We start from the raw sequence: 26,595 nt of genomic DNA on the forward strand, positions 1-26,595 counted from the left end.
TGGCGGGAGTTGAAAACGGGGTGCAATGTCCCCTGCATCGTTTGGTGCATGGTCGTCGGGTGCTTTTTGTGTCGCAACTCCAAGTAACCACGCTCTCAGCTCCAAACGATGCTTCTTTTAACTTCGGTATCCGGGTTGAACTGAACCAGGACATCCCCTAGACACCTCATTAAAACCGCCCTCGTTCCATTCTTCATCGCCCTGGGCTTTGCGTCCCTGCCAACGGCCCGCGCACAAGAGCTCAGCAGCGCTCCAGCCGGCCAGGGCATGAAATGAAAGGAGATCATCAACACCTACTGCGATTCGGTGTTCGCAGTGGTCATGGAAAAAATACTCCGGCAGCGGCTTCATTATCGAGCCCAAATACGGCGCTCAGGCGGAGCGTGCGGATCACTCCTTCCTCGTCACCAGCCTGCACCTGGTCCAGGGTGCCTCAGAAGGCCACATCCTGAACTCGGATCAGGTGACCTATCGTGTGGACGGGCTGGTGCATGCCGACATTAAAAATGACATCGCCGTGCTGCAGGTGCCGCAGCTCAACGTCAAAGGCGTGGAACTGACCGACCCCAGAAAGTCCCTGGAGAAGGGAGACGATGTGGCCGTGTTTGGTTTCCCGACCTATCCCGAGTTTTACGAAGGCTCGCTCTCCACCGGCATCGTCTCCGCCTACTGCCGCAAACGCGATGAACTCACCCACGTCGTGGTGCATGAATTCCTGCAGCTGACCACGCCGCCTGCCAAAGGTTCCAGCGGTTCGCCGGTGTTCGACAAACATAACAAGGTGGTTGAAATGGTGAATGCGCTGTACAATCCGAATTGAGGCGGCGGTGTTGGATTCGCCACGTTTGCAATCGCTGCGCTGGCCAACAAGGTGAACGACCTCGTGCCCGCCCTTCAGGAAAAAGGCAAGAACGGCCGCCCCGGCACCAGCTTCGCCGTGGTGCCTCTCAGCTACATTCGCAAAGGCGTGACCATTGAAGACATGGAGGCCCTGCAGACCGAGGAGTTCATCCAGTTTCGCAATGCCGACACCAGCGGCCAGCGCGGGCTGAAAAAAGAGCATGCCGAAGCACTCCTGAAAAAAGCCGAGCAGTCACCGCTGGCCCAGTACCTTCTGGCCAAGGCGCTCTACGATGTGAAGCTCGTCGATGAAGCCAAGAAGTCCTATGAACGCGCCACCGAGCTCGATCCGACTTACAGAGGCCTGGCACTATCTCGGCCGCACCTGCCTGGACCAGTACATGCAGGTCATCGATGACAAGAAAGCCGGCAAAACCGAACTCCTGGACCTAGCCATCAAAGCCTTGAGGAATGCCACCGAACGCCTGGATGTGCCGCAGACCCGCTACTATTTTGGCGAAGCCCTGCTCGTGGCGAACCGGTACAGTGAAGCCTCCGAGCAACTCGAAACGGCCTTTCGCATGAACGACGAAGAGCCCAACATTGCCGGTGCTTATTTCTACGCGCTCGTGAAGGCCAAATACTATGACCGCGCCCGGCAGATCTATCCCGTGGTGCAACGCATGCAGTCCAACATGCAGCCCAAGCAGGCTCAGCGCGTGGAAACCACCGCCAAAGACATTTCGAAAAAATAGCCCCGCTCAGCAATCCCGTCCGCCCGTCCCCCATGTGCTCCCGTATCTGTTCCTTTTTTCGCCACTCCACCCTGCTGCTCCTTCTCTTTGCGCTGACTTCCTGCGGTTCGCTCTGGGTCCAATATCAGCAGCGCAAGGTGAGCCTCCAAACCCAGATGGCCACGGGCAGAATCACCCGCCGCGTTTACAATCAGAAAATCGCGGAACTGGAAAAGTGGTATGAGCGTGGCGGCCACACCTCCTCCAGCAGCGGCAGAAAGTCCGGTTCCAGCACCAAGAAAGCCAGCGACAGCGCGAGTACTGAAACCTCGCCCATCATGTCTTCTTCTCCAAGCTCATCCTCTTCCAACGGTGCTTATCCGCGTTCCACTGATGGCATGCATGACGTCACCCGGAAAACCAAGAGCGGCATCAACGAATTCTGATCTCAGCCACGGGATGATGCGTACCGTCGGGTGAAGCTCAGGGATGAAGCGCAGAAACGCGGGCTTTGTCCACGCCTGGCGGAAGAATGTGGCTGGCTGCGGTGCGTACGAGTTTGCGTTTGCGCTGCGGGTGTGTTCACGCTGGGGGCTATACCCCTTTTGTCACGACCGTTGAAGCAGACCTGTTTTCTTCAATAGCCAAGGGTGTTAGACCTTGGCAAGGGCGAGGAGTGCTTTGATGCGGGGGAGGTCTGAGGCGGAGGTTTTGGCGACGAAGCCGCGGGCGTGGGCGAAGTGGACGTCTGGCTGGGTGCTGATGCGGGTGAAGTCGTAGAGGGGGCTGTCGTTGTGGCGGGAGAGGCCGTAGCCGGTGCCGCGGCGGTCGGGGTAAATGAGGGCGGCGGTGGTGGTGCTTTTGCTGATGCTTTCGAGATAACGGGTGATGCCGGCGGAGGGCTCTTCGGGGATGGGCTCGGTGCGCGGAAGGTAGAGGACGTGGTGATCGGTGAAGGTCCAGAGCTGGGCGTTTTGGGCGACGAAGTCGAGGCGGGAGCGGAGATCGCGGAGGTAGTCGAGGAGGTCCTGGCCGATGTAGGTGAGGAGTTCGTAGAGGGGCTCGCCGGGAGAGAGGCTCTTGGCTTTGGCGAAGCGGCGGAGGATGGTGATGTCGATGGGGGAGGAGAGTTTGTTCATCGCGGTACGATCAACGCCGAGCCACTGGGAGGTGACATTGGGGCCGCGGGTGTCGAACCATTCGGCGGGCTCCAGCCAGTCGCAGAACTGGCGGGCGTCTTCGTAGAGGCCGAGGTGCTGGAGGACGAGGCTGAGGGAGCAGACGGGCGGGTGATCGGCAGGAAACTGATGGTGGTCAAAGTTGTGCAGGGCGGGGTCGTGCTGGCCGCCGACATCGACGACAGCGGTGGCGGGATCGGCGAGGTCCTCAGGGGTGGGCTCGCGGCGGACGATGGGGACGCGGTGGACGGCGGCGAGGAGGGAGCAGGCGAGGAGCTCGTCTTTATGAGAGCCGCCGGGGTGGGTGAGGATGAGGGAGAGCAAAGTTTGAAGTTAAAGGTTTAAAGTTTCAGGTTTTGCTTCTTCGCCCGGCGAGTGCTCAAGGACAAGGAGGTTGTGGAGAAAGGGAGGTGGAGAGTGAGGGGTGGAGGGAGGCGGCGGGCGGACGGAAGGGGAAAAGACGAGGGTGGGTGCAGCGGCGCTTTGTGGGGGACCAGGATGGTCCCCCTCCTGCCGGAGGGCTATTTTGTGGTAGGACCTGCTATGAAAGGATGCTCCCCTGCCCTGCTAGAGTCTGCCTTGTTCCGGCGAGACGGGGCCGACGTCCATGCCGTCGTAGGAGGCGATGCCGCACTCGGCGGCGAGGTGGTAGAACTCCTGATTGCGGGCGTGGAGGGAGGCGGGAGTGTGGGTCTCGACGCGCTGGACGTGGAGGACGCTGCTGGTGCCGTCTTCGGTGAGGAAGATGCTCACTTTGTGGTAGCCGTCGGAGGCGAGTCTGCGAGCGAAGGTGGAGAGTCGCTGCTGGTCGCGGTCGGTGAAAAAGTAGGCCCAGAGGAGATCGCCTTCGATGTACCAGGATGCGTCACGGCGCATGCTGGCGAACATCTTTTGGACGGCGTCGAGGGTGATCACAGCGGGATGCTGTGCAGGAATGATGCCAGAGGGGGCTGGATGCTCGATGCTCGATGCTGGGGCGAGGTGAGTTAATGGACGATTGTTTTGGCCCCTCACCCCAACCCTCTCCCCGAAGGAGATTTTGGAGTTTGCCTTCGTGAGTCTGGGGCGGGGAGAGGGAGGACCGTATTTGGAGGCGCTTCGTTTGCTGGGGTACAGGGTGGAGATGAGCGGCCTGCTGAGGAACCGTGGCTGCGGGCGGGGATGGAGTACATCCTGTGGCTACTTGGCTTTGGCGAGGGGGAGCTTCTGAATGGAGAGCGTGGCGGTGCGGGTGCCGGCGCGGATAATTTGAAGTTCTTCGCCGACTTTGAGGCGGACGCTGCCGGTGGTGCGGGAGGACATGTATTGACTGCCGACGATCTGAGGAGGCTGGTTGCTTTTGGGAGGCACAGGGGTCTCCCAGCCGAGGTTGTAATTGACGAGAATGGAGCCGGACTCCTCCAGGGTGAGGTCGCCGCCGAAGTTGACACCGGAATCGGCAAGGACGGCTGTGAAGGTGCGGGAGGCGACAACGAGGGAGATTTCGAGGGGATCGCCGTCTTTTTCTTTGTCTTTTTCGGTGAGGATGAGGGTGATCTGGTAGTTGTCCGGGAGGGTAGTGGGGACGGCGGAATAACCGGGGGAGACGGGCATGCCTGGCGGCTGCATCGGCGGCACTGGTGCGAGCGGACGTGGGGCGTTCTGTGCGAGGAGGAGGCCAGGGAGAAGGAGGAGGAGGAGGGAGAGGAGAATGAGTTTCATGGCGGGATTGGGACGGGTGGAGGGGGCGGAAGATTCAGAGAAAGTGGTACGGAGACGCAGGCTCTAGGTGCGTCTGGCGGAGCGAGATGGGTACTGTGCGGCGGCGGTCCATGGGCAGTGGGCCGATGGGGGCTGGCTCAAGTGAAGGTGGTAACGAGCAACGTGATGAGGAACAGGACGAAGAGGAGGCAGATGGCGAAGCCGACCTTTGCAGCGGTATCGAGCCGGCGATGATGCCGGTAGCCCGTGGGGAGGACGAAACAGGGAATGGTGACGATGAGGGAGAGCAAGGGGACGAAAGAGAGGAGGCACCAGGCGGGATGCCAGCCGATGTTCCTGAGGCGCGAGCACACGGGCACGATACTCAGGTACATGAGGGACGTGGCCCATGGCTGGGTGGTGTACGAGGCGCAGATCTGGCTGGTGAGGGAGATGAGGAAGACGGAGGCCAGGAAGGCGAGCCGTTTGATACCGGGATAGAGCCGGGGATCGATGACGGGGACCTCCGGGAGAACGTTGGAGGCGGGAGGCTGGTAGGGATTGATGTCTTCGGGTGGAAGTGGTGGGGGTTGCGGGAGTGAGGGGGGCATGAGGGATTATGATTTATGATTTATGATTTATGATTTGCCGGAGGCGGGGAGGGCCTAAGAGGGGGCCGAGCGGGAAGACGCTGGCGCGTGAGGAGGGGGCTCAGGGGAGCGCGGAGAATTGGGGGATTGCGGGGCGCTGACCGACAGACAGGAGTGTCTGTCGTACTTCCGGGGCGGAGCGCTGGGGTGAAGCGGCGCGATTGGGAGCGAGGACGAGGACGATTGCGGAGGAGCGGTGCCGGTGGGAGGACGCGAGGCCTCAGTGTGAATGGGTGTGAGGATGTAGCAGGGAGTGGTAGCCGGAATAGGCCATGTAGAGGGCTAGAATGGTGAGGAGGACGCAGGAGATGTAGGGGGCTTTGCGCATCCAGTCGCCGAAGCCGGTGAAGCGTTTTTGGGCGCGCTGGACGCTCCAGGCGGCGGCGGCGCCGACGGTGACCATGGTGAGGGCGAGGCCGAAGCTGAAGGCGCCGACGATGGCGAAGCCGAGAGCGCCTTTTTTGAGCTGCAGGCATACCAGAAGAATGGTGAAGGCAGCAGGACATGGCATGAGGCCGCCGGTGATGCCAAAGAGGATGATCTGCGGGGTGGTGACGCTGCGGGAGCTGAAGCGGCGGGCGATGTCTTCGGCGTGGGCGCGCTCGTGGGCGTCCTGATAGACGTCATCGCCCTCGGCTTTGATTTCTTCGGCGATGACGGGGGCGGGTGACTGGCCGGGGGCGGGTGACTGGCCGGGGGTGGGCGAGGAGGCGGCGGCTTCGCTGAATTTGAGGCGGTAGGTGTGGGCGTGGTCGGAGTGGCCGAGCGTGAGGGTGGCGGTGAAGGTGTGGGGAGCAGGGAGCGGAGCGGTGGCTTCCCAATAGCCTGCGGCGGTTACGGCTTCGAATTTGAAGAGCTGGGTGCTGCCATCGAGACGCGCGGTTTCGAGGGTGAGGTGGTTGCCTTTGGGAAGTGGCAGGGGTGCGCCCGTGGCGGTGCAGGGATGGATGCGAAAGCGGGAGGTGGCGGTGGCGCTGTCTGACGCGATGGCGATTTCGAGCCAGCCGTGGCCGGTGTCTAGAAGCATGCCGCCGTGGGGTGTGGACGGGGCGTGGGGACGCTCGGGCGGAGGCTTGGGACAAGCCTCCCTACCTTCGGAAAGGGTGGCGAGGGCGGTGAGGCGTTTGGGGACTTGAAAGCCGGCGGGGAGGGCGAGGTCGTGCTCGAAGGGGGGATCGGGGATGTGGGTGAAGCGTGGGCGCTGGGCGGACAGGCTGGCAGCCTGTGTCACGGGCGGATGGCTGTGGCCGTGGGGCTCTTCGTGGGGATGGGCGTGTGCGGATTGGTGGGAATGTGAGTGAGCGTGTTCGTGCGCGTGGGCTTCGGCGACTTCGCGGCGGGTGCGGAGGTACATCCAGACGGCGAGGCCGAGGATGAGGATGGCGGAGCCGATTTGCAGCCAGGGCTCGACGGTTTCGGCGTCCCACTGGCTGCCGTAGTTGAGCGCGAGGGCGGCGAGCACCCAGATGAGGAGGCTGTGGGAGATAGCGGCGGAGAGGCCGAGGAGAATGGCCTGCCAGATGGTGCCGCGGATGGCGATGATGAAGGCGGCCATCATGGTTTTGGAGTGGCCGGGCTCGAGGCCGTGCAGTGCGCCGAGCAGGATGGCGACGGGGACGTAGAGCCAGACGTGGCCGCTGCTGAGGTAGTCGGAGAAGTTTTGCATGGCGGCTGAGAGTCAGGTGGAAGGTTGCAGGAGATCCCAGAGGTTGCCGTAAAGATCTTGGAAGACCGCCACGGTGCCATAGGGTTCTGTTTTGGGCGGGCGTACAAACACGACGCCGCGAGAGGTGTAGGCGGCATGGTCCCGCCAGAAGTCATCGGTGTAAAGAAACCAGCCGACGCGGCCTCCGGTCTGGGTCCCGATGCGTGCGCGCTGCGCGTCCGTGGATGCCTGCGCCAGGAGCAGGCGCGACTCACCTGCTCCAGGCGGTGCGACGACGACCCAGCGCTTTGACTGCGCGGGAACGGCGCTGTCTTCAATGAGAACAAACCCAAGAACGCCGACGAAGAATGCGAGTGCTTCGTCGTAGTCCCGCACGACGAGTGAGATGAGTCCCAGGGATTGTTTCATGTGAAGGATGTTTCGGCGGCCGGGATGAGGAGGCAGATGAGGCCGCTGCTCTCAAGCCGTCATCGCGCACGAGTGTGACTTTGCGGCCATAAAGATTACACACAGCTTATTTGTCGTGCTTCGCGTGAATGATTAAAAAAGATGAATGGATCTCGAATAGGCGCAGGCATGCCGCGTCAGATGTGGACGCTGCACGAATGCGGCGACTCATCAAAAAACAAAAACGAAAACAAAAAACTCCTCCTCCCATCATGAAAAAGATTATCGCTCTCCTCGCAGCCAGCGCCAGCCTTGCTGCTTTTGCTCCTGTCAATGTGCAGGCGTTTGACGGACACGGACATGGACATGGCTCCAGCTCGAATCTCAGCTTTTGGAACAACTGCAGATCCTGCGGCACGGCCATGTATCGCGAACGCGTCGTAGTCGGGCATGACCGGCATGGGCATCCGATTTTTGGTTATCGTGCGGTGAGTCATCAGTGCCGCCCGGTGAGTCATCATCATGGGCATAATCACGGAGGCAGCATGGGACACTTCGGCCATCGCTGATCGGACGTGAATGAATGCATCAGTGTGCGGCCCGCCGGGGAACGAGGGTTTTCCGGCGGGCTTTTATTTGGTGCAGGTGAGAGAGGAAGTGGGCGTTTGGGAACTTGTTTTCGAAAAGGGGCCCGCGAGACGTTCGGCGGAGGCTTGGGACAAGCCTCCCTACCTTGCGGTAGAGCGTTCGAGTGCGGAGTGGGAGTTTGGGTGCTTGTTCCAAAAGCGGCGGGTGGGGCCGGAGGACGGGCGAAGAGGCGAATGCCATCAACGGACAAACAAACCGATCACCACGAGGACGAGCACGAGCATGCAGAGGGAGGCGATGATCTTGGCTGGAATGTCGAGCGTGCGATGCTGCTGGTAGCCCGCAGGCAGCAGCAAAGCTGGAATGGTGACAAACAAGCTCACGAGAGGCACGATGCCGAGCAAGCACCAGGCGGGATGACGCCCGATGTTTTTGAGACGTGACTGAAGCGGTACGAGGGCGAACAAACCGACAAAAATGCCGACGCCTATCGACTTGGAAGCCGCCTGCATGACGGCTGCCGCCACGTTGATCAAAATAGCCAGCAAAAAATACATTGCGCGACCAATGCCCGGGTAGCTCTGCGGTGCGGCATCCGCTCGCTCCACGACGATGTTGGCCTGTGGTGCCTGATATGGATTGAAGTCCGCAGGCGGTGTCTGCACCAGTGCCGGGGACGTGGCGGGAAAGAGACTGGTGTAAGCGGCCCAGCTGCCGCCCTCCGCGCAGACCTGGACGTCAGGCGCCAGGCTTTGGTCTGCGTGGATGTTTTGGAGTTCAAGCTCTGTGTAAGGGCCCTGAACCTGTCCGTTCAAATGCAGGTAGTAGTTAGGCATGGCGTCCCGGTGGTGGCTAAGTCGAAGATGGGTGGTGAACGCGGGTTTGCCAAGGGTTAATGAGGATGGGGATGCCGGGAGACTTCGGAACGCAGCAGAAAGATCAGCGTGGTTGGGATTTTACGATGAGGTTTGATGAGATCAGTTGAGAATTTTCTGTTCCGTCTCTGCCACGCCAAACTGGCCGACTGCGAGGATGTTCGCAGGCTGACAGTGTTTGCGGCGCGCTCGCAGACGGGCGGGCTTACGCCACGGCCGTCCTACGTGCATGGCTGAGCGTCTGCATTAGTCGAGAAAGCCACTTTCTGCTCGTGCGCTTGTCCAGACTCGTTTTTAACTGCCTCTGGCTTCAATCGAGAAGTTGGGAGCCGGACCGGCTGCTGCGAAGCGAACCCGGCACCTCGATTCTTCAATGGCTGGTGCGGGAGCCGCGAAGGCGCTTACTTTTTGGCTTTGGGGGCTTCGTGTTCGTGGTCGTGATCGCAGATGCAGGCGTATTCTTTGTATTTGCAGGTGGGGCATTGCTCGAGGTTGAGATTGAACTTTTCGTTCACGGCTTTGGCGCCTTCTTTGGCGCGGATCTGGACGACGGTGGGGTGGTCGTTGCCAGAGGGGATGGTTTTGTCGCTGATGAGCTTGTTGCCGTCTTTGGTGAAGGTGAGCTTGGTGGGGGAGGAGCGCTCGCCGAGGGTGACGGTGACGACTTGCTCGGCGGGAGGGACGACTTTGTTGTCGTCATTGACGAAGCGGATTTCGACCTTGTTGTCCTTGTTGACGAAGAACTCAGCGTGGGGCTCGACTTCGGTGATGAGACGGCCACCGGTGGGGCCGGCTTTGATTTTTTCGTGGTCGTGGTCGTGTTTGGGATCGGCGGCGTTGAGGGTGAAAGTGAGGGCGAGGGTGAGGAGGGTGGTGATGAGGATGTGTTTCATGGGTGTGGTTCTTGGTTCTTTGTTATTGGTTGGTGGATAGGAGGGATGTGCGGGTGTTTGGATGAGGCTGGAATTTGCAACCACTAATCGGACCCTAATGGCACACTAATGATTCAATTAGGGGTGTGATGTGGATGGTAGAAGAAGTGGATCGGATTAGTGTTTTATTAGTGTGTGATTAGTGGTTTAGAAATATGTGGGAGGAGTTTGGGGCGGTGGGATTGAAAACTGAGAATTGTAAACTGAAGACTGAAAATTGGGGCGGGTGACAGTGTTGCTGGCGGTGGCTGAGGAACCGGATTCCGGCTAAAGCTGGTACTACAATACGAAGAGGCAGGGGTGGTTAGTGGAGGTGGGGATGTTGATCAGAGGTTCGAATTTCATGCGAAGTGGAATGGTCGAGGACGAAGGCGGGGGCTCAGTAGTTTGGTTTCATCCTTCATCCTTCATCATTCATCCTTTGTTTTAATGGGAGGCAGCGGCGTTTTGGGAGATGGCATGAGCGGCGGCTTTACGGCCTAGGAGCCAGAACATGGCGGGGGTGATGGCCATATCGAGGAAGGTGGAGGAAACGAGGCCGCCGACGATGACGACGGCGACGGGATGCAGGATCTCTTTGCCGGGTTGATCTGCGGCGAGGACGAGGGGGATGAGGCCGATGCCGGCGCTGAGGGCGGTCATGAGCACGGGGACGAGGCGCTCGAGGGTGCCGCGCTCGATCATGCTGCGGGTGAATTTTTCTCCTTCATGACGCATGAGGTGGAGGTAGTGGCTGATCATCATGATGCCGTTGCGAGCAGCGACGCCGCCGACGGCGATGAAGCCGACGAGGGTGGCGATGCTGATATTGTTGAGCTTGAAATAGGTGAAGGCGAGGCCGCCCATGAGGGCGAGAGGGATGTTTACCAGCACCTGCAACGCGAGGGAGGCGCTGCGGAAGTAACCGTAGAGCATGAGGAAGACGGCGATGAAGACGACGGCGGAGAAGAGAACGATGTCCTCGGTGGCCTCCTGCTGTGCCTGGAACTCGCCTTCAAAGGTGATGAAGTAGCCCTGGGGCAGTCTGACCTTTTCGTTCACTTGTTTGCGCAGGCGTTCGACGAGATTGGTGACGTCCTGCACGGTGGGCTTGATGGCGAGGGCGAAGCGGCGCTGGCTGCCTTCGCGGAAAATGACGTTGGGGCCTTTGGCTTCGCGGACATCGGCGACGAGATCGAGGGGGATGTGCTGGCCTTCCTCGGTCTCGATGGGGAGGGAGGCGATTTTGTCTGGGGAGTCGCGCCACTCAATGGGGAGGCGCATGACGAGGCTGACCTTGCGCTGGCCTTCGCGAAGCTCGGCGAGTTCCTGGCCGCCGATGAGGGCGGAGAGCATGCTGTTGAGCCGGCCGGGGGCGATGCCGTAGGCCTTGGAGCGGTCGCGGTCTGCCTCGATGCGGAGCTGGGGGATGGAGGCGGTCTGATCGAGCTTGCAGTCTTCAAAGCCGGGGATGGCTTTGGCGATTTTTTGGATCTCGATGCCGATGGAGCGGAGCTGCTCGAGATCGGGGCCGAAGATCTTGATGGCGACGGGGGCGGAGACGCCGCTCATCATGTGGCCGATGCGGTCTGCCAAGGGGCCGCCGACGACGGCGAAGACACCGGGGACGGTTTTTATGCGGGAGGTGATGTCGGCGAGGACTTCTTTGCGGGTGCGGGTGCGGGAGTTGGCCAGTTGCGCCGCATCTGGCGTAGAAGGGGCGGAGGTGGTGGAGCTGGCGGGAGCGGTGCGACCCAGTTGCGGCGCAACTGGGCTACTTGGCTCGCGAAAATCGACGTCGAATTCGGCGGTGGAGACGGGGACGACGTGGTCGCCACGCTCGGCGCGGCCGAGGCGGCGGCCGACTTTGCGGACTTCAGGGACACTGAGGATCTGCTGCTCGATGACGTCGGAGATTTTGTTCATCTCTTCGAGTGAGGTGCCGGGTGCGGCGGTGGCGGCGACGAGGGCGGTCTCTTCCTGAAACTTGGGCAGGAAGTCTTTGTTCATCTGCGGATAAAGGGAGAACGCGGCGACGAGAAGGAAGAGGGCGAGGGTGAGGACGAGTGCGGGCTGGGCGAGGGCGAAGCGGAGGAGGGTGCGGCGGAGAAGGCCTTTCATGGCGCGGGTGAGCGGGCCGTCGGGATGGGTGTTCTCGGTTCGCTGTTCTTGGTTCGCTGTTCTCAGTTCTCGGTTCGTTGTTGTTGGGTCGGGGGAGGCCGGAGTATTTGCAACGCAGAGGTTAGAAGACCGCAGAGATGAGGTTTCTGATTCTGTTTCTGGACTCTGCGGTGTCCCCTGCCCTGTGGGTTTGGATTTGAGCTTAGACTTGGGATTGAGGAGGAGGGAGCAGAGGACGGGGATGGCGGTGAGGGAGACGATGAAGGAGGCGACCATGGAGATGATGGTGGCGATGGCGATGGGGGCGAAGAGCTTGCCCTCCACTCCGGTGAGACCGAGGAGGGGGAGGAAGACAAGGATGATGAGGACGGTGGCGTAGAGGATGGAGTTCCGCACTTCGCCGGAGGCCTGGGCGATGACTTGGAGGCGGGGCTGGCGAGTGGCTGTATGTGGGGGCAGGAATGCCCCCGGTACGGGTTCGGGGAGTGCGGCGTTTTCTTTGAGGCGGCGGAAGACGTTTTCGACATCGACGATGGCGTCATCGACGACCATGCCGATGGCGACGGCGAGGCCGCCGAGGGTCATGCTGTTGACGCTGATGCCGAGGGCCTGGAAGATGAGCATGGTGATGCCAAAGGAGAGCGGCATGGCCATGAGGGTGATGAAGGTGGTGCGGAAATTGAGCAGGAAGAGAAAGAGGACGAGGGTGACCATGATGGCGCCTTCGGCGATGGCGCTTTTGAGATTGCCAAGGGCGTTGTCGATGAAGTCTTTCTGCTGGAAGAGGAGCGTGGTCTCCACGCCGGGGGGAAAGGTGGGCTTCAATTCATCGAGCGCTTTTTTGATCTGTTCGGTGAGCTTGCGGGTGTCGAAGCCGGGGGCCTTGGTGATGGACATGATGACGCCGTAGGTGGGCGATTTCTCGGGGGCCTGGCTGACGGTGGCGTCTCCACGCATGGGCTCGATGCCCCAGGCGACGGCGGCGACATCGCCAATGGCGACGGGGCGGTCGTTGACCTTTTTGATCATGGTTTTGGCGATGTCTCCGAGATCGGTGCTCATGGCGAGATTGCGGACCATGATCTCGGTGGGGCCGGTGTTGATGAAGCCGCCGGTGGTGGTGTTGGCGGCTTCGGTGATGGCTTCCTCAAGCTCGGCGAAGGTGACGTTGTTGGCCTGCATTTTCCAGGGGTCGGGCTGGACTTCGATGCGCTTGACGCCGCCGCCCATGTTGAGGATTTCGGCGATGCCGGAGACGTTTTGCAGGCGGCGTTTGATGGTCCAGTCGGCGAGGGAGCGGACTTCGCGCGGGGGGATGTAGCCGGGCTCGCCTTCTTTGATGGTGCTGCGGACGCCGACGAGGAGGATTTCTCCCATGAGGGAGGCGACGGGGGTCATGAAGGGCTGGACGCCGTCCGGGAGATTTCCGCGTGCGCCTTGCAGGCGCTCCTGCACAAGCATGCGGGCGCGGTAGATGTCTGTGTCCCAGCCGAACTCGGCGTAGACGAGGGAGAGGGAGACGTCTGAGTTTGAGCGGAGGCGGGTGAGGCCGGCGACGCCCATGAGGGCGCTCTCGATGGGCTGGGTGACGCGCATTTCCACTTCCTCGGGGGCGAGGCCGGGGGACTCGGTGAGGATGATGACGGTGGGCTTGGTGAGGTCTGGCAGCACCTCCACGGGAAGCTGGGTGAAGGTGCGCAGGCCCATGACCATGAGGATGATGGCGGCGCCGAGAATGAGGGCGCGGTTGGCAAGGGACCAGCGGATGAGGTGATTGAGCATGGCCTAAACTGGATGAGGCAGAAGTTTAAGGTTTAAGGTTTCAAGTTTGGGGAAGCTCAGGGGGATGCGGAGTGGTGGGAGGAGCTTGGTCCGGAGGGAGGGTAAAAAAATTAGGGGTAAAAAGATTCTCTCCGGAGGGGACTTGGATGGGTGGGTCGCTCGTGTGCTATTTGCGTTTGATTTGTGGTATGAGGTGGTGGGATGCTGTGGGTGAGGCAGGTGCGGGGAAGCTGGGGGCGATGCGGAATGGCGGGAGGAGCTTGGTCCGGAGGGAGGGTAAAAAAATTAGGGGTAAAAAGATTCTCTCCGGAGGGGACTTGGATGAGTGGGTCGCTCGTGTGCTATTTGCGTTTGATTTGTGGTATGAAGTGGTGGGATGCTGTGGGTGGGGCAGGTGCGGGGAAGCTGGGGGCGATGCGGAATGGCGGGAGGAGCTTGGTCCGGAGGGAGGGTACAAAAATTAGGGGTAAAAAGATTCTCTCTGGAGGGGACTTGGATGGGTGGGTCGTTCGAGTGCTATTTGGGTTTGATTTGTGGTATGAGGTGGTAGCAGGCTTTGAGCTCCAGTTGCGGCGCAACTGGACAACTTTAGGTGCGTTGCTCGGAGTGGTCGTGCTCGTCGGTGTGAGGGGGGCGGCGGGTGAGGAGGGAGATGAGGAGGAGGACGGAGAGGAGGGCGGTGGTGTATTTCCAGATGGGGCTCTGGGGAGCGGTGGTGGCGGATTCGTGGTCGTGATCGTGATCGTGGCCTTCTTCGTTTTCGTCTTCGTGGTGATGAGGGGTGCCGCTTTTTTTGGCTTTCATTTCGGCGAGTTTTTCGGGGGTGAGTTCGGAGCCGTCTTCGGCGTGCTCGTGGCCGTGGGCGGCATCGAGGGCTTCTTTGAGGGAGATGGCGCTGGCGCCGGCGAAGGAGAGGGAGTAGGCGCCGCGGGTGACGACTTCATCGGCGGGGAGGAGGCCGTTGGTGATCTCGACGTAGCGGTCATTGATCTCGCCGACGGTGACGGGGCTTTTGATAAAGGCGTTTTTGAGATCGAAGTCTTTGACGTAAACGAAGCGGTTGCCGCCTTCTCCTTGAAGAGCGGAGCGTGGGACGGCGACGACGCCTTCGCGCTTGCTCATGACGATGCTGAACTCCGCGCGCATCTCGGCGCGGAGCTGGCCGCCGGTATTGGGGAGGCGGAAGATGGCGTCGAGGGTGCCGCTCTGGCGGTCGGCACTGGTGCCGAAGCGGAGGAGCTCGCCTTCGAATTTTTCATTGGGCAGGGCGGCGACTTTGATGTGGGCTTTGGTGCCGGGCTTCATCTGGCCGGCCTGGTGCTCGGGGACACGGGCGACGGCATAGACTTCGGTAAGATCGGTGATTTCGAGGACGGCATTGCTAGGCTCGATGGGTGCGCCGGGGTGCTGATTGACCTGGGTGACGAGGCCGCTGATGGGGGCCTTCAGGGTGATGGTGGGCGGGGGATCGCCGGGCTGGCGGCTTTCGACTTTGACGATGTCATCGCCTTCTTTGACGGTATCGCCAGGGGCGACGCGGAGCTCGACGATGCGGCCGGCGATGCGGCTGCTGAGGTCAGCGATTTTTCCGGGGATGGCCTGGATTCGCCCGAGGGAGAAGAGGGTGGTCTCGAAATCGGCCTCCTCGACTTCGACGGTCTCGATGCGGAGATTTTTGACGCCGGTTTCATCGAGGACGATGGTGTTGGAGGCGCGCTTGGTGTCCTCGGCCGCGTGGAGCGGGAAGGTGGTGGCGAGGAGGAAGAGGAGGATGGGGCGCATGGGGGCGGATGCTGGATGCTGGATGGCGGAAATGGTGGGAGGTGTGGAAGCGGTGGGATCGAGGACGAGTTCGAGGAGGAGGACGAGGAGGAGGACGAGGACGAGGTGTGTGGAGCACTGGGGCGAACAAGCGGCAGAAAGGGAGGAAGAGGAGGAGTAGGAGGAAGAGGAAGATTGTTTTGAGGTGGGAGGACTATTTGGCAGGTTGTTGGGGGAGAGCGGGGGCGTGCTGGCCGGTGGCGGCTTCGTAGCGGATGCGGGCAAGATGGAAGTCGCGGAGGGCGTCGAGGGAGGAGGATTCGAGCTGGAGGCGCTGGTCGCGGGCGCGGAGGACGGAGAGGAGGGGGGACTGGCCGGATTCGTAGGCTCGCTGCATGGCGGACATCTGCTCTGCGGCGAGAGGGAGGAGGGTTTCGCGGGTCTCGCGGACGATGGCGGCATTGGTCTCCATTTCGCGGCGGGCGGTGCCGGCTTCTCCGGTGATCTGCACGGCGAGGGCATCGCTCTCCAAACGGGCGCGCTCGGCGGAGGCGGCTTTTTCTGCGATCTCGCCCTGGTTGCGGTTCCAAAATGGGAGCGGAAGGGAGATGCGGAAGCCGGTGTAGCCGGTGTGGACGCGGTTGCTGGGGGCGACGTCCTGGAATTCATTGGAGGTGAAGAAGCCGGCCTTGATATCGGGGATGCGCCGGGCACGGGCGAGCTGCTGGTCTGTCTGCGCGGCGGCGATCTTGGTCTGGGAGAGCTGGAAGTCGGGCCGCATTCTCCAAGAGGAAATACCAGGAAATGTCATGATGGTGAGGTCTCCGGAAATGATGAGGCTGTCCTCAGGGCGGAGGCCGAGCATGGGCTTGAGCTGGCCGAGGAGGCTGACGCTCTGGGCTTCGAGGAGGCGGGCTTCGACGCGGAGGCGCTGGGCATCGAGCTGGATCTGCTTGGCATCGAGGGGGGAGACTTCGCCGGCTTTGGCGCGGCCGGTGGCGAAGTCGGCAAGCTTTTGCGCGAGCTCGGTCTGCTGCTGGCGAAGCTCGCGCTGGCGGGCGAGGGTGAGGAGGCGGATGGCTTTGTCCTGGGCGTCTGCGATGAGGCGGCGCTCGGCATCGCGGACTTCGAGCTCGGCGCTGGTGACGAGCTGGGAGGTGAGTTTTTTCTCGAGGCTGAGGCGGCGCGTGAGAGGGAAGGTCTGATCAAAGGAGTAGATGGCGGTCTGAGGGCTGACGCGGCTCTGGCTCTGGAAGTCGTAACCGACGGTGGGATTGGGCAGTCTGCCGGAGCCGAGCTGACGGCCGCGGGCCTCTGCGATGGCGAGGCGCGCAGCGGTGAGGTCGGGGTGATAGACGCGGACGCGCTGTGGGATGGAGGAGAGCGGGAGATCGAGCGCGCGCGCGGGGACGGCCACGAGCACGGTGCTGAGCGTGAGCAGCAGGAGGGGGAAGATGCGGAGTGGCTGGGAGTGCATGGGGGGCGGAAGGGTTGGCCGAAAGAGGGGGAGGTGAGTCGGTGCGTCAGTGAGCGGGTAGCGGGAGATGGGGGCCAAGGAGGCGTGTGAGGGAGGGCGGGAATGATTGACCGGAGCGCTACGCGGGAATGGTGAGAGTCCTTGGGGCTGGCTATTGCACGGGATGGGGCCGCGAGATTTGAATGCGGTGCGGGCAGGGATCTTCGATGATGCAAGGAGGCTGCGCCTCCGTGGGCAGGATAGGATGATGAGTGCGTGACTCATCGAGCAAACGTGAGGGGCCGCGACGAATGGTGCGCTCCCCTGCCCTGCTTCAAATCCGCAGGACCATGCTATGGGCGACTTGCAGCGCGGCCGGTGGTGGCCGCTCGCTCTGAGCATGGGGAGGTGTCTTTAAAGAATGCGCGGGAGCGGGCGCGTGGAGGAGGAAGAGGTGATCGAACGCTGGCAGCTCGGTGATGAGGATGGCGACGAAGGTTGGCGTCGCGGCTTGTGCCTGGCTGGAGGTGGCGGCGGTGGTGGAGACTTTGAGAGGTACGTGGCGCTCAGAGTGCTCGTCGTGATATGGCTCTTCGTCCGCGTGAGCGTCCGCGTGATCGTCCGCGTGATCTTCCACATGCGTGGTGGTGCAGGGTGTGTAGCCGCCGCTTTCGGCCGCGTGGTGGCAGTGCTCCGCCGACGTAAGCACGGCGACGTCATGATGATGGCAGATGTAACCACGCTGCAAGCCGAAGACCTGCGCTCCAGCGACCAGCATGACCGCCAGTGTGGTGAGGATGCGCGTGAGGAGGGTCGGCATGACGGGAAGAAGATTAATGGAGATACCCGGGGGAGAGCAAGGGGGAAGTTGGGCGGAAAGGGGGCGGAGTTGACGGTGGTTTACGGTTGTTGACCGTGGTTGACAGTTGATGGGGCTGGGACGGAGTGGTGGCGAATGGGTGAAGTGATGATGAAGAGTGAGCGCGGGGCGAGTGACGGTGGGGTGCGGTTTATTCCGCGTCTGCGGGAGCGGGAGGCGGAGTGTCCGCGGTGGGGCGGATGGATCGGCCGAGGAGCCAGGCGATGAGGGAGGGGATGAGGGCGAGGAAGGTGACCGTGCCTGCGGCGACTGTGAGGATGGCGAACTGGTGGCGGCAAAGGGAACGGTAGTATTCGTCCAAGGCGTAGCCGAGGTTTAACATCGCGATGTTGGCCAGCAGGCCTGAGAGGGCTACCAGCCAAAAGCGTTTGGCGGACCATGTGGACCGACCTGCGCCCATGTGTGCGGCGGCGCGGAAGATGAGTGACGCCAGGGTGACATTGAATGCGAGCTTGATGTAGTCGAGGGGTGTTGCTGACATCCCAAAGACCTGCCGGAAAATCTCCTGCATCATCCCTTCAGCACTCTGGAGATCATGAACCTCGGTGGAGACCCTGATCGACGCGGCAAGGCCTTGGAGCAGGAGTGGTTTTAGGAAGGTGCTCATGCGGAGTGGTGCAATGCATCACAGCGAGGGGAAGGCGTCAAGGATGGGAGGTGTGATGGGGTGAGCTTGCTCTGGTTCTAGCGATGGTGGGGAATGGGTGGTCCAAGGCCGTGTTTGGCGTCGAAAGTATTTTTTGCTTCATCGCCTCACCGCTTCACCGCCAAACTGGCCGACTGCGAGGAGGTTCGTAGGCTGCCAGTGTTTGCGACGCGCTCGCAGACGGGCGGGCTTACGCCACGGCCGTCCTACGTTCATGCCAGCGCCGTGTGGGAGGCGCTATTCTTTGATCGGGGCTTGGCCCGCGCTCCTCGGACCGCATGCGCAGCGGCTGATCATCAGGTTTTTAAATACGGCCGAGGTTTCGCCCGCAGCAAAGTCGTGCCTGTCACGAAAAAGAATGCAGATCTTCAAACTTGTGAAATGCTCTGAAAATACCCGGTAAATGAGTGATTTTCTCCCTCGCCCCGATCAGCTTTCCAAGCCTTCCGATCCTTGGAGGGGACTCACATTCTACTATGTCACCGCGGCGGTTTTTTTCATTGCATACGTTTTTCTGTATCCTGTCTATGCCATCCTGGACTACTTCCGATTCATCAATTCCGATCATGGCGTAGGCCATGTGCTTTACATCGTTTACATGCCGCTGGCCTATTTGGAGATGCATAGCGAGACTGTCTCAGCGTTCTTCAAGTGGCTGAAGGAACTTTACACGGATCCCTTTTTTGGACCGCTGGAACGACCATGAGCCCAAGCACCGGACTGTGGAAAAAGAGGCCGGGCGTGAGTGTCGGTGAGGGAGAGGGTGAGCGCACGCAAGGGCGGGGAGTTGCATTGGACTTGCGAGGAGCGCTCTTGAGTGGCTGGGTGATGGATGAGTGTGGATGAGGAGCATGAATTTGAGATCGAGATGCTGACGACGCTGGAGGCGATTCGGAGGCGGCCGGGGATGTTTGTGGGGGCGGATGGGGTGTGCGGGGTGGCGGAGCATTTGGTGTGCGGGGCGCTGTGCCATGGGCTGGCGGAGCTGGCGTGTGGTGCGGCGACGGGCGTGGAAATCGCGGTGGATGGTTTGCGCGTGCGAGTGGCGGATGATGGGACGGGGTGGCCCGTGCATGTGGGGACGGACGGGCGGCGGTTTGCGGAGAGGGTGCTGACGGATCTGTATGCGTGCCGTGATTTTAAGCAGCACGAGGAGCTGGCGCATGAGCTGTGCCGGGTAAGCCTGCCGGTGGTGGTGGCGCTTTCGAAACGCTTTGTGTTTCAGACCTGCCGCGAGGGCGCGGTGTGGCGGCAGGTGTATGTGGAAGGGGTGGCGGAGGGGCCGCTGGCAGAGGTGAATGAGGAATCGAAAGCGGGCACGGTGATGGAGTTCGTGCTGGATGAGGGCTTCTGCGGCGCGGCGCGGATTTCGGTGCCTGCGATTGAGGCGTGGGTGAAGGCGCTGGGGGCGAAGGTGCCGGTGGGGAGCGTGAGGGTCAGGGGGAGTTGACGGTTGTTGGCGATTGTTGACAGTGGTTGACGGTTGTTGGCGTGGAGTGACTTGGGGACGAAGGCTCAATGACGAATGACGAATGACGAGTGACGAATGACGAATGACGAGTGACGAGTGACGAATGTGGAGGGCTGGGGATTGTGCTTGAGGGGGGAGCGACGCGGGGAGTAGAATCGCGGGCATGGGACTTCGATTTGTGATTGTGTTTGGCGCGGGGATCGTGTGCGGGGTGGCTTTGAAGTGGGGGCTGGAACTGCGGCAGGCGGGTGGTCGGCCCGTGGACGGCACCAAGAAGGAAAATGCGGAGGTGGCTGTCGCAAACAGATCTGGAATGACGACGTCGGCAGTTGCTGCGAAGGCATCTGCCGGGGTGGCGGGCGGTGAGTCGCTGATGATAGATGTGCCGTATGTGCCTTCGTCTCCGGATCTGGTGCCGAGCCTGCTGCTGGTCCTGCTGGCGGTTTATAGAGAGGATGGCAACGAACCAATCCCTTTAGTACGATACAGCGACCGCATGGTTTCAGCGCTGGCTCTAACTGAGAATGAGGTCAAAGTGACTTCGGCGTATCTCAGGCGGGTGGTGGACAACTGGACCTATGTGGTGAAGTTGTCCAAGTCGGGAGAGTCGCGATGGGAGCTGAGTTATTCCGAGAGTGCGGCGAAGGCTACTCTGAAAGACATCGCGCAATGGGCGGAGGAAACGCTGGGGGCGCGACGCGGCTACCTTTTCATGGTGCTGATGGAGCACGATTTCCGCGCTCTGTTTCTACCGGAGGACGTGATACTGGAGCGAGAGTCCGATCTCGTTTGGAGCCTCACCGTGGGGCAGGAGGGGCACACCTACGAATTGAAAGATCACCAGGCGGGATCGCCGATGATGAGGCTGAAGGCGAAGTGCGAGGGGAGGTAAAGGAACTCTGAAAAGGGGTGTCAGATTGGTTGCTGTTGGAGGGCGGTTTTGGCTTCCTTTGTGCACATGCACCTCGCAGGACAACGGAACGCTGGGTGATCGCGGAGCGTTGAGGGATCAGGATGATCCCTCTCCTGACGAAGGCGCTGGGTGGGCGGGAAGTTGGGGATACCACTTCATACCAAGGATCCAGCTACGTCTTTGACGTCAAACACACCCAACATACGACTGGTTGGCGCCTGGGTCTATTCGGGTTGGATGCCGAGCCTGCGGTCGAGGAGTGTTGTGCACATGCACCTCGCAGGACAACGGAACGCTGGGTGATCGCGGAGCGTTGAGGGATCAGGATGATCCCTCTCCTGACGGAGGCGCAGGGTGGGCGGGAAGTTAGGGAGGATGGGGATACCATTTCCTACCAAGGATCCAGCTACGTCTTTGACGTCAAACACACCCAACATACGACTGGTTGGCGCCTGGGTCTATTCGGGCTGGATGCCGAGCCTGCGGTCGAGGAGGGTCATGATTTCGGTGATGTCGAACCAGACTTTCTGGCCGCTCTCGGTGGTCATGACGTCATAGGCTCTGCCGTCTTTTTTGATCAAGGCCTGCTGGGTGGGACGCAGCTCTTCGACCATGAGGAGGTCGTATTCGTCCGAGGTGCGGGTGACGTGGTAGGGCTGCTCCTCGGTGCCAGCGCCGGTGCTCTTGATGCCATCGAGGAGGGCGGTGTAAACGACCTGCTCAAAGCGTGATTCTTTTTCGCGCCCGAGCTTGTGATAGGCAAAGCCGAGGGACATGTGGGCGCCGGGACTGAGGAGGTGATTGGGAAAGAGGCTTTTGGAAATGGTCTCGATGACCTGCTCCCAGCTGCCGGCTTCCATGAGCGCGGAGATGCCGTCGAGTTCCGAGGAGTAGGGATCGAAGCCCTCGGAAGAGAGGGCGGCCTGGCGGAGGGCCATGAAGGTTTCCAGAGAAGGCTGCTCCAGGTAGGTGAAGAGGTGTTCGCGCATGAGAAAGGGGAGGGATTTTTAATTATGAATGATGAATGATGAATGATGAATGATGAATGATGAGGACATTCTGGGGAGGGATGTCAATGGCGAGGCGAAGGGCAGAGTGGGGTGGGCGGATTGTGAGGGCGCTGAAATGACGATGGCACGAAGAGGATTGCGGGATGAACGTGTCGGGCTTACCAAGTCTCTGACATTGACTGCTGCTGAGTTATTTTTTGTATGACCCCGATGCCGGCAACTGAGACTGTGACTGTGAACGCCCGCGCTGCTTCGCCGTATCGATGGCCAATGCGCCTGCTGGTGATCAGCCTGGGAATGATCGTAGTGTGGGCGATCGGGCTGGTGGTTTTTGGGGGGGAGCCGCTGAAGATGCTGCTGGGGGAGATGGGGAAGCCGGGGCCTGCGAAGCCGGAGGTGATCGGGGCGATCTTGGAGAAGTTTTTCACCGTGGAAATGATCGTGACGGGGGCGATCGGTGGGATTGGGATGATGCTGTTTCAGGTGGCGGCGGTGTGGTTTCTAGTGGTGTGCATTGTGAGGTTGAACCGGGGGAGCTAGATGCTGGATGCTGGATGCTGGAGGACTCGGAAGGGAGGAGGGCAAAAAGATTGGGGGGAAAAAAGATTTTTCCCGAGGGGGATTCGATGAGGGGAGCCGGAGTTGAGGTAGAAAGATTTGGGGTAGAAAAATTTTGCCGGAGGGGTGTTCGGAAAGAAAGAGGGAGTAGGAGGATGGGAGTTGATCAAATCGGCAGGTGTGGGGCGCTCTTCATGGGGGTATGGGGGAGTTGCGATGGGAGGAGGGCGCGGTTGGCAAGGGACCAGCGGATGAGGTGATTGAGCATGAAGGGGAATGCGAATACTGGATGCTGGATGCTGGATAGCGGATGCTGGATGCTGGATGCTGGATAGCGGATGCTGGGGCGCTGGGAGGGGCTGGCAGGGTGTGTCACGTCCGGAGGTTAGGCGCTGGTCTTATGGGGGTGAGGCGTTTTGGGCTTTTGTTTTGAATTTTTCGACGTTACAGGGAGTCACAAGGGGCCTGACGTGCTGTGTCTGTGTTAAGAGAGAGTTTTAATGCGGGCGGCGTGGATGGCTGCTTTTTTTTGTTCCTGCTGCTGCCGTTTTTTTTGATCGACTGACAAACCAACCAACTCGTTTTTTTTGGCTGAAGTCTGGCCGGATGCTGTGTGCCTGATGTGTGGGTGCGGGGCGGAGGGGCGGGCTGCGGCTTTTCCTTTTTTCCTCTTCTATTCTCTGCATGAAAACATACGCGCTGCTGATCCCGGGACTGATGCTGCAACTGCTGGTGGTGTGCGTGCGCGGGGCGGAGCCTGCGGGTGGGAAGGCGGCTGATGCCAAAGCGAAAGCGGCTGATGCCAAGGCGAAAGCGGCTGATGCCAAGGCGACGGCGCCTGCTGCCGCGAATGAGACGGTGGGGGAGCGGGGGAGCGTGAAGAGGCTGGAGTTCGAGGGGAATGTGACGTTCTCCACGGAGAAGGTGCGGAGGTCTCTGCGTTTGCAGGGGGACTGGATGCTGGCTGCACACCCGGCGGCGCCGCTGGAGGGCTATGTGAAGGCGACGCGGGAGGCGCTGCTGCGGGGCTACCAGCGCGCGGGCTTTGCGCTGGCGGAGGTGAAGGAGACGCGCTGGCTGGAGAATCCGCCACGGCTGCTGTGTGTGATTTCCGAAGGACCGCGCTACACGGCGGGTGAGGTGACTGTGTCCGGCGCGCGTACGGTGCCGGCGGCGCTGATCGTGGAGAAGCTGACGACGAGAGAAATACCTGCGCCGGCGGATGTGAAGCTGAGTTTTTCGGCCACGACCGGCTCTTCGCCTTCAGAGGGCGCGGCGAAATCGCCGGACACATCGAGTGCGTTGGGCCCGAAGAAGAAGATCGAATGGGAGAAGGGCAAGCCGGCGAAGATGGACGAGACGAGGCGCCGGGAGCTGAAGGAGGTGGTGGTGAAGATTTTGGAGAAGGCGGGGCTGATGCAGGCGCAGGTGAAGATCGAGGTGGAGCGGGATGATGCGGCGAAGACGGCGGCGCTGAAGGTGATCATTGTTTCCGAGGGACCGTCCGCGGTGCTGAATGACATCCAGGTGACGGGGCTGAAGCGGGACAGCCGGACGGCGCTGCTGAAGTACCTGGGGCTGAGGACGGGGCTGCCGTTTCTCTCGGGGCAGGTGCAGGAGATCGAGAAGCAGCTGCTGGAGAGCGCGCGCTACACGTCCTACAAGGTGAAGGCGACGCCGCACAAGGAGGGACAGGCGGAGATGGACCTGAAGCTGGAGCTGGTGGAGATGCCGGAGGCGCCGAAGCTGGATGTGAAGCTGTCCCAAACGCATGAGACGCTGATGAAGGCCTCCGCGTGGGTGAGCGAGGTGCTGAACTCCGGGCGCGAGGATCTGGTGGTGGAGGTGAGCGATTTCTCCATGGCGGGAGGGCGGATGGATGTGAAGGTGATCTACAATGCGCTGCTAGGCCTGCAGGCGAGCGTGGCGGTGGCGGACGATGTGGAGGGAAAGAAGAATGTGCGGAAGTACGAAGTGCTCTATGCGCGGGAGGGACTGCAGGCGCTCTTCTCCACGCATGACGGGCGCACGAAGCAGTGGCTGAACCAGACGGTGAAGACACCTGCCAAGGGAAGGCTCTTTGTGGAGATCAAGACGGATGAGCCGAAGGATGGCAAGACTTCGGGGACGCTGAATTTCGGCGGGGGGCTGCGCCAGAGGGATGAAGAAGGGGATCTGAGGCTGCTGAGATTTGAGCTGGGGATGACGCCGGCGGCGGCGCTGCTGAGGGAGCTGCGGCCGGGCGATGGGTGGCTGCACAAGGACGGACGGCTGACGCTGCCAGACATGGAGCTGCCGGGCGGGGATGATTTTTCGTTTGCGATCGATGAGGCGACGGGCCGCCCGCTGTTGATGAAGGGCGGCTTCTGGGACAAGAAACACACGACCCTCAAGCGCTACGCACTGCGCATGGAGGCGGGTGCGTGGGAGAAGGGGCTGCGGGAGCTGAAGAAGGAGGCGGCGGGGCTGCCGAACAGCCTGGTGGAAGGCGGGGCGCTGGCGTCGTGGGCGGGCATGGCGGTGGCGGGCTATCTGCAGGGGGATTTTGGGACCAAGGATGCGCCGGTGCTGACGCCGGAGGAGACGGCGCGGAAGATCGCGGCGGCGCAGGCTGTGGCGGAGAAGGTGGGCGCGTCAGCCTCGGTGCTGTGGGCCAGTGTTTTTGGAGGTCCGGAGGGAGAGTCGTTCGATGTGCCGGATGATCCTGAAAAGCCCAGGCGGGACAACGAAGCGACGAGCGTGATGCTGGCGAAAATGGGGATCCTGGTGGTGGATTCGCTGGCGCCGGAGGGGAGCTGGCCGTGGCTGCTGGCACGGGAGGTGTACTACAGCACGAACGGGAGAAACGAGTACACGGGCCGCATTCTGGCGCAGGCGCTGGAGGATCCGCGGCTGGGGCCGGTGGGGAGCTACGCGGCCTCCGTGCTGCTGGACTGGACGCTGCCGGCGGAGGCGGGGACTTTCCGCAACCTGGCGCATGCCAAGCTCTCGGCGGAGGACTTCCGGCGGGACTGGGGCATGCTGGTGGAAAATACCACGACGGAGCAGCGCGTGGCAGCCACAAACCTGCTGGAAAAGCTGCGTGACGGCGACGCCGCCGTGACGGGCTGGCTGAAGGACCTGAACCTGACGGCGGGAACCGGAACGAAGGCGGCCATGCCCGCGGTGATGGAGGTGTTTGTGGCGGAGCTGCGGCGCGACAAGGAGCGGCCGCTGGCCTCGGCGCTGACGGCGGCGATGGACCGGGTGTGGGACGAGGAGCTGGGCGTGAAGATGCGCATGCTGCTGGCGCCGAAGGGCCGGGACGGCCAGCCGGTGGACCCCGCGACGGTGGCGGCGGTGGTGGGCAATGTGGAGATCTCCCGGCAGTCCCTGGCGGAGGAGATGGCGCTGCAGCGGATGGTTTTCCTGGCGAAGCCGGGCGCGACGGTGGCCAGGCTGAACGCGCAGCGGGCGGAGATGGAGGAGCGGACGCTGCAGAGGATGATCGAGATGGAGCTGTACAACGCGGCGTGGAAGGCGATGGGGAATTTTGTGAAGGTGGAGTATGGGGACAAGGACCTGAACGACCTGATCGCGCAGGAGTTTGACGGCAGTCAGGCGCGCCTGGAGGAGCTGCTGAAGAAGGAGGGCACGACGCTGATGGCGTATCGCGAAAGGCTGGCGAAGAAGGCGGTGGCGCTGATGATGTGGAACAAGATCGGCGAGATGGCCGGGGTGCCGACGGAGGAGGACATCGCGAAGCAGATGGCGGTGATCAAGGACAGGCCGGAGGCTCAGCCGGAGCGGCAGGTGAAGCTGCGCACGATCTCGATGCCGAAGACGACGGTGGAACGGGACGCAAAGGAGCAGAAAAAGCTGGTGGACGAGGTGCGCGCGGCGGCGGCGGCGGCGAAGACGGCGGAGGAGTTTGGCAAGCTGGCGAAGAAGCACTCCACGGACAGTCGCGCGGAGGACGGGGGTGTGATGGACTGGATGCCCCCTGCCCTGCTGAGCCCGGCGATCGGCGGGCAGCTGGCGGCGATGGAGCCTGGCGGTGTGAGCGCGGTGCTGGACCTGGGCTCGGTATGGCTGATCGTGAAATACGAGGAGGAGCGCCTGCAGCCGAAGTCTGCGGCGGATCTGCGCAAGGCGGCGATGGCTGCGGCGAAGGAGCGCAAGGCGGAGGAGTTCCGCGAGCAGTGGCTGCGCAATGTGCGCGGGAAGTTCAAGGTGGAGATCCTGCCGCGGGCAGACTCGATGAACCGGGAGAAGGACGCAGGAACGAAGACGAAGAATACAGGGTGCTAGGGCTCGATGCTGAGGTGCTGGATGCTGGATGCTGGATGCTGGATGCTGGATGCTGGGCGGAGTTTGAAAACCTCCTCAATGACTGGCTTTAGGTTGTAGGAACAGGTCTTCAAGGGCAGGTGCGGAGCGTCGTGCGAGTGCGGAGCCTGCGGCATCGGAGTGCCGCGCTCCCAGGGGTGTCTGCCGGCGTGAGGCAGG

24 protein-coding genes are annotated in these 26,595 nt (G+C 61.5%); 10 read left to right on the top strand and 14 right to left on the bottom strand.

What is annotated here, in order from left to right; all coding sequences use genetic code 11:
• Positions 1 to 349: 349 nt before the first annotated feature.
• The 4 genes from ACILSR_RS31545 to ACILSR_RS31560 all read left to right on the top strand — a co-directional run bounded on the left by ACILSR_RS31545 (position 350) and on the right by ACILSR_RS31560 (position 2,020).
• Entirely contained in the window at positions 350 to 820 is a 471-nt protein-coding gene (locus ACILSR_RS31545) for a serine protease (protein ID WP_395753843.1), read from the top strand.
• Positions 821 to 883: 63 nt separating this feature from the next.
• Positions 884 to 1,258, top strand: a complete 375-nt coding sequence (locus ACILSR_RS31550; RefSeq protein ID WP_395753807.1) for a hypothetical protein — start codon at positions 884 to 886, stop codon at positions 1,256 to 1,258.
• A complete protein-coding gene (locus ACILSR_RS31555; protein WP_395753808.1) occupies positions 1,167 to 1,595 on the top strand; it encodes a hypothetical protein in 429 nt (142 codons plus the stop codon). Before ACILSR_RS31550 ends, ACILSR_RS31555 begins: the two co-directional genes overlap by 92 nt.
• A 32-nt stretch (positions 1,596 to 1,627) precedes the next feature.
• Positions 1,628 to 2,020 carry a hypothetical protein gene (locus ACILSR_RS31560; RefSeq protein ID WP_395753809.1) on the top strand — a complete coding sequence of 131 codons (393 nt, stop codon included), beginning with the start codon at positions 1,628 to 1,630 and terminating at the stop codon, positions 2,018 to 2,020.
• Positions 2,021 to 2,227: 207 nt separating this feature from the next.
• On the opposite strand, the gene ACILSR_RS31565 is transcribed toward ACILSR_RS31560, so the two are convergent.
• The 6 genes from ACILSR_RS31565 to ACILSR_RS31590 form a co-directional block, all read right to left on the bottom strand.
• On the bottom strand, positions 2,228 to 3,076 hold the full coding sequence (locus tag ACILSR_RS31565) for an MYG1 family protein (protein ID WP_395753810.1): 849 nt from the start codon (positions 3,074 to 3,076) through the stop codon (positions 2,228 to 2,230).
• Positions 3,077 to 3,319: 243 nt separating this feature from the next.
• Entirely contained in the window at positions 3,320 to 3,640 is a 321-nt protein-coding gene (locus ACILSR_RS31570) for a ribonuclease E inhibitor RraB (protein ID WP_395753844.1), read from the bottom strand.
• A gap of 291 nt (positions 3,641 to 3,931) precedes the next feature.
• Entirely contained in the window at positions 3,932 to 4,453 is a 522-nt protein-coding gene (locus ACILSR_RS31575; RefSeq protein WP_395753811.1) for a hypothetical protein, read from the bottom strand.
• A 137-nt stretch (positions 4,454 to 4,590) separates the two neighbouring features.
• Positions 4,591 to 5,043 carry a hypothetical protein gene (locus ACILSR_RS31580; RefSeq protein WP_395753812.1) on the bottom strand — a complete coding sequence of 151 codons (453 nt, stop codon included), beginning with the start codon at positions 5,041 to 5,043 and terminating at the stop codon, positions 4,591 to 4,593.
• Positions 5,044 to 5,302: 259 nt separating this feature from the next.
• Positions 5,303 to 6,748, bottom strand: a complete 1,446-nt coding sequence (locus ACILSR_RS31585) for a sulfite exporter TauE/SafE family protein (RefSeq protein ID WP_395753813.1) — start codon at positions 6,746 to 6,748, stop codon at positions 5,303 to 5,305.
• Between the two features lie 12 nt (positions 6,749 to 6,760).
• A complete protein-coding gene (locus ACILSR_RS31590) occupies positions 6,761 to 7,156 on the bottom strand; it encodes a VOC family protein (RefSeq protein ID WP_395753814.1) in 396 nt (131 codons plus the stop codon).
• Positions 7,157 to 7,407: 251 nt separating this feature from the next.
• On the opposite strand from ACILSR_RS31590, the gene ACILSR_RS31595 reads away from it, so the two are divergent.
• Positions 7,408 to 7,704 (top strand): hypothetical protein, encoded by a 297-nt coding sequence (locus ACILSR_RS31595; RefSeq protein WP_395753815.1) that lies wholly within the window; start codon positions 7,408 to 7,410, stop codon positions 7,702 to 7,704.
• A 258-nt stretch (positions 7,705 to 7,962) separates the two neighbouring features.
• On the opposite strand, the gene ACILSR_RS31600 is transcribed toward ACILSR_RS31595, so the two are convergent.
• The 7 genes from ACILSR_RS31600 to ACILSR_RS31630 all read right to left on the bottom strand — a co-directional run bounded on the left by ACILSR_RS31600 (position 7,963) and on the right by ACILSR_RS31630 (position 18,116).
• The gene (locus ACILSR_RS31600) at positions 7,963 to 8,559 is read right to left on the bottom strand and encodes a DUF4339 domain-containing protein (protein WP_395753816.1); all 597 of its coding nucleotides are present in this window, start codon (positions 8,557 to 8,559) and stop codon (positions 7,963 to 7,965) included.
• A 440-nt stretch (positions 8,560 to 8,999) separates the two neighbouring features.
• Complete coding sequence (locus tag ACILSR_RS31605; RefSeq protein ID WP_395753817.1) at positions 9,000 to 9,491, bottom strand: hypothetical protein; 492 nt, start codon at positions 9,489 to 9,491, stop codon at positions 9,000 to 9,002.
• 465 nt (positions 9,492 to 9,956) lie between these two features.
• A complete protein-coding gene (locus tag ACILSR_RS31610; protein ID WP_395753818.1) occupies positions 9,957 to 13,412 on the bottom strand; it encodes an efflux RND transporter permease subunit in 3,456 nt (1,151 codons plus the stop codon).
• A 588-nt stretch (positions 13,413 to 14,000) separates the two neighbouring features.
• The gene (locus tag ACILSR_RS31615) at positions 14,001 to 15,458 is read right to left on the bottom strand and encodes an efflux RND transporter periplasmic adaptor subunit (RefSeq protein WP_395753819.1); all 1,458 of its coding nucleotides are present in this window, start codon (positions 15,456 to 15,458) and stop codon (positions 14,001 to 14,003) included.
• Entirely contained in the window at positions 15,388 to 16,650 is a 1,263-nt protein-coding gene (locus ACILSR_RS31620; RefSeq protein WP_395753820.1) for a TolC family protein, read from the bottom strand. The genes ACILSR_RS31615 and ACILSR_RS31620 overlap by 71 nt, the downstream gene beginning before the upstream one ends.
• Positions 16,651 to 16,963: 313 nt before the next feature.
• Positions 16,964 to 17,449, bottom strand: coding sequence for a hypothetical protein (locus tag ACILSR_RS31625; RefSeq protein WP_395753821.1), 486 nt, complete (start codon positions 17,447 to 17,449; stop codon positions 16,964 to 16,966).
• Positions 17,450 to 17,639: 190 nt separating this feature from the next.
• Entirely contained in the window at positions 17,640 to 18,116 is a 477-nt protein-coding gene (locus tag ACILSR_RS31630) for a hypothetical protein (protein WP_395753822.1), read from the bottom strand.
• A gap of 442 nt (positions 18,117 to 18,558) precedes the next feature.
• On the opposite strand from ACILSR_RS31630, the gene ACILSR_RS31635 reads away from it, so the two are divergent.
• From ACILSR_RS31635 to ACILSR_RS31645, 3 genes are all read left to right on the top strand, one after another.
• Positions 18,559 to 18,861 carry a hypothetical protein gene (locus tag ACILSR_RS31635; RefSeq protein ID WP_395753823.1) on the top strand — a complete coding sequence of 101 codons (303 nt, stop codon included), beginning with the start codon at positions 18,559 to 18,561 and terminating at the stop codon, positions 18,859 to 18,861.
• A 126-nt stretch (positions 18,862 to 18,987) separates the two neighbouring features.
• Positions 18,988 to 19,605, top strand: a complete 618-nt coding sequence (locus ACILSR_RS31640; RefSeq protein ID WP_395753824.1) for a hypothetical protein — start codon at positions 18,988 to 18,990, stop codon at positions 19,603 to 19,605.
• Between the two features lie 184 nt (positions 19,606 to 19,789).
• Complete coding sequence (locus ACILSR_RS31645) at positions 19,790 to 20,518, top strand: hypothetical protein (RefSeq protein ID WP_395753825.1); 729 nt, start codon at positions 19,790 to 19,792, stop codon at positions 20,516 to 20,518.
• A 479-nt stretch (positions 20,519 to 20,997) separates the two neighbouring features.
• Here the strand turns inward: ACILSR_RS31645 and ACILSR_RS31650 are convergent, their stop codons facing one another.
• Complete coding sequence (locus tag ACILSR_RS31650; protein ID WP_395753826.1) at positions 20,998 to 21,528, bottom strand: DUF4919 domain-containing protein; 531 nt, start codon at positions 21,526 to 21,528, stop codon at positions 20,998 to 21,000.
• Positions 21,529 to 21,783: 255 nt separating this feature from the next.
• On the opposite strand from ACILSR_RS31650, the gene ACILSR_RS31655 reads away from it, so the two are divergent.
• Both ACILSR_RS31655 and ACILSR_RS31660 read left to right on the top strand, forming a co-directional pair.
• Complete coding sequence (locus tag ACILSR_RS31655) at positions 21,784 to 22,089, top strand: hypothetical protein (RefSeq protein WP_395753827.1); 306 nt, start codon at positions 21,784 to 21,786, stop codon at positions 22,087 to 22,089.
• A gap of 702 nt (positions 22,090 to 22,791) precedes the next feature.
• Entirely contained in the window at positions 22,792 to 26,397 is a 3,606-nt protein-coding gene (locus tag ACILSR_RS31660; RefSeq protein ID WP_395753828.1) for a peptidylprolyl isomerase, read from the top strand.
• Positions 26,398 to 26,595: the final 198 nt, after the last annotated feature.

This window comes from Prosthecobacter sp., assembly GCF_044222565.1.
Taxonomy (GTDB): domain Bacteria; phylum Verrucomicrobiota; class Verrucomicrobiia; order Verrucomicrobiales; family Verrucomicrobiaceae; genus Prosthecobacter.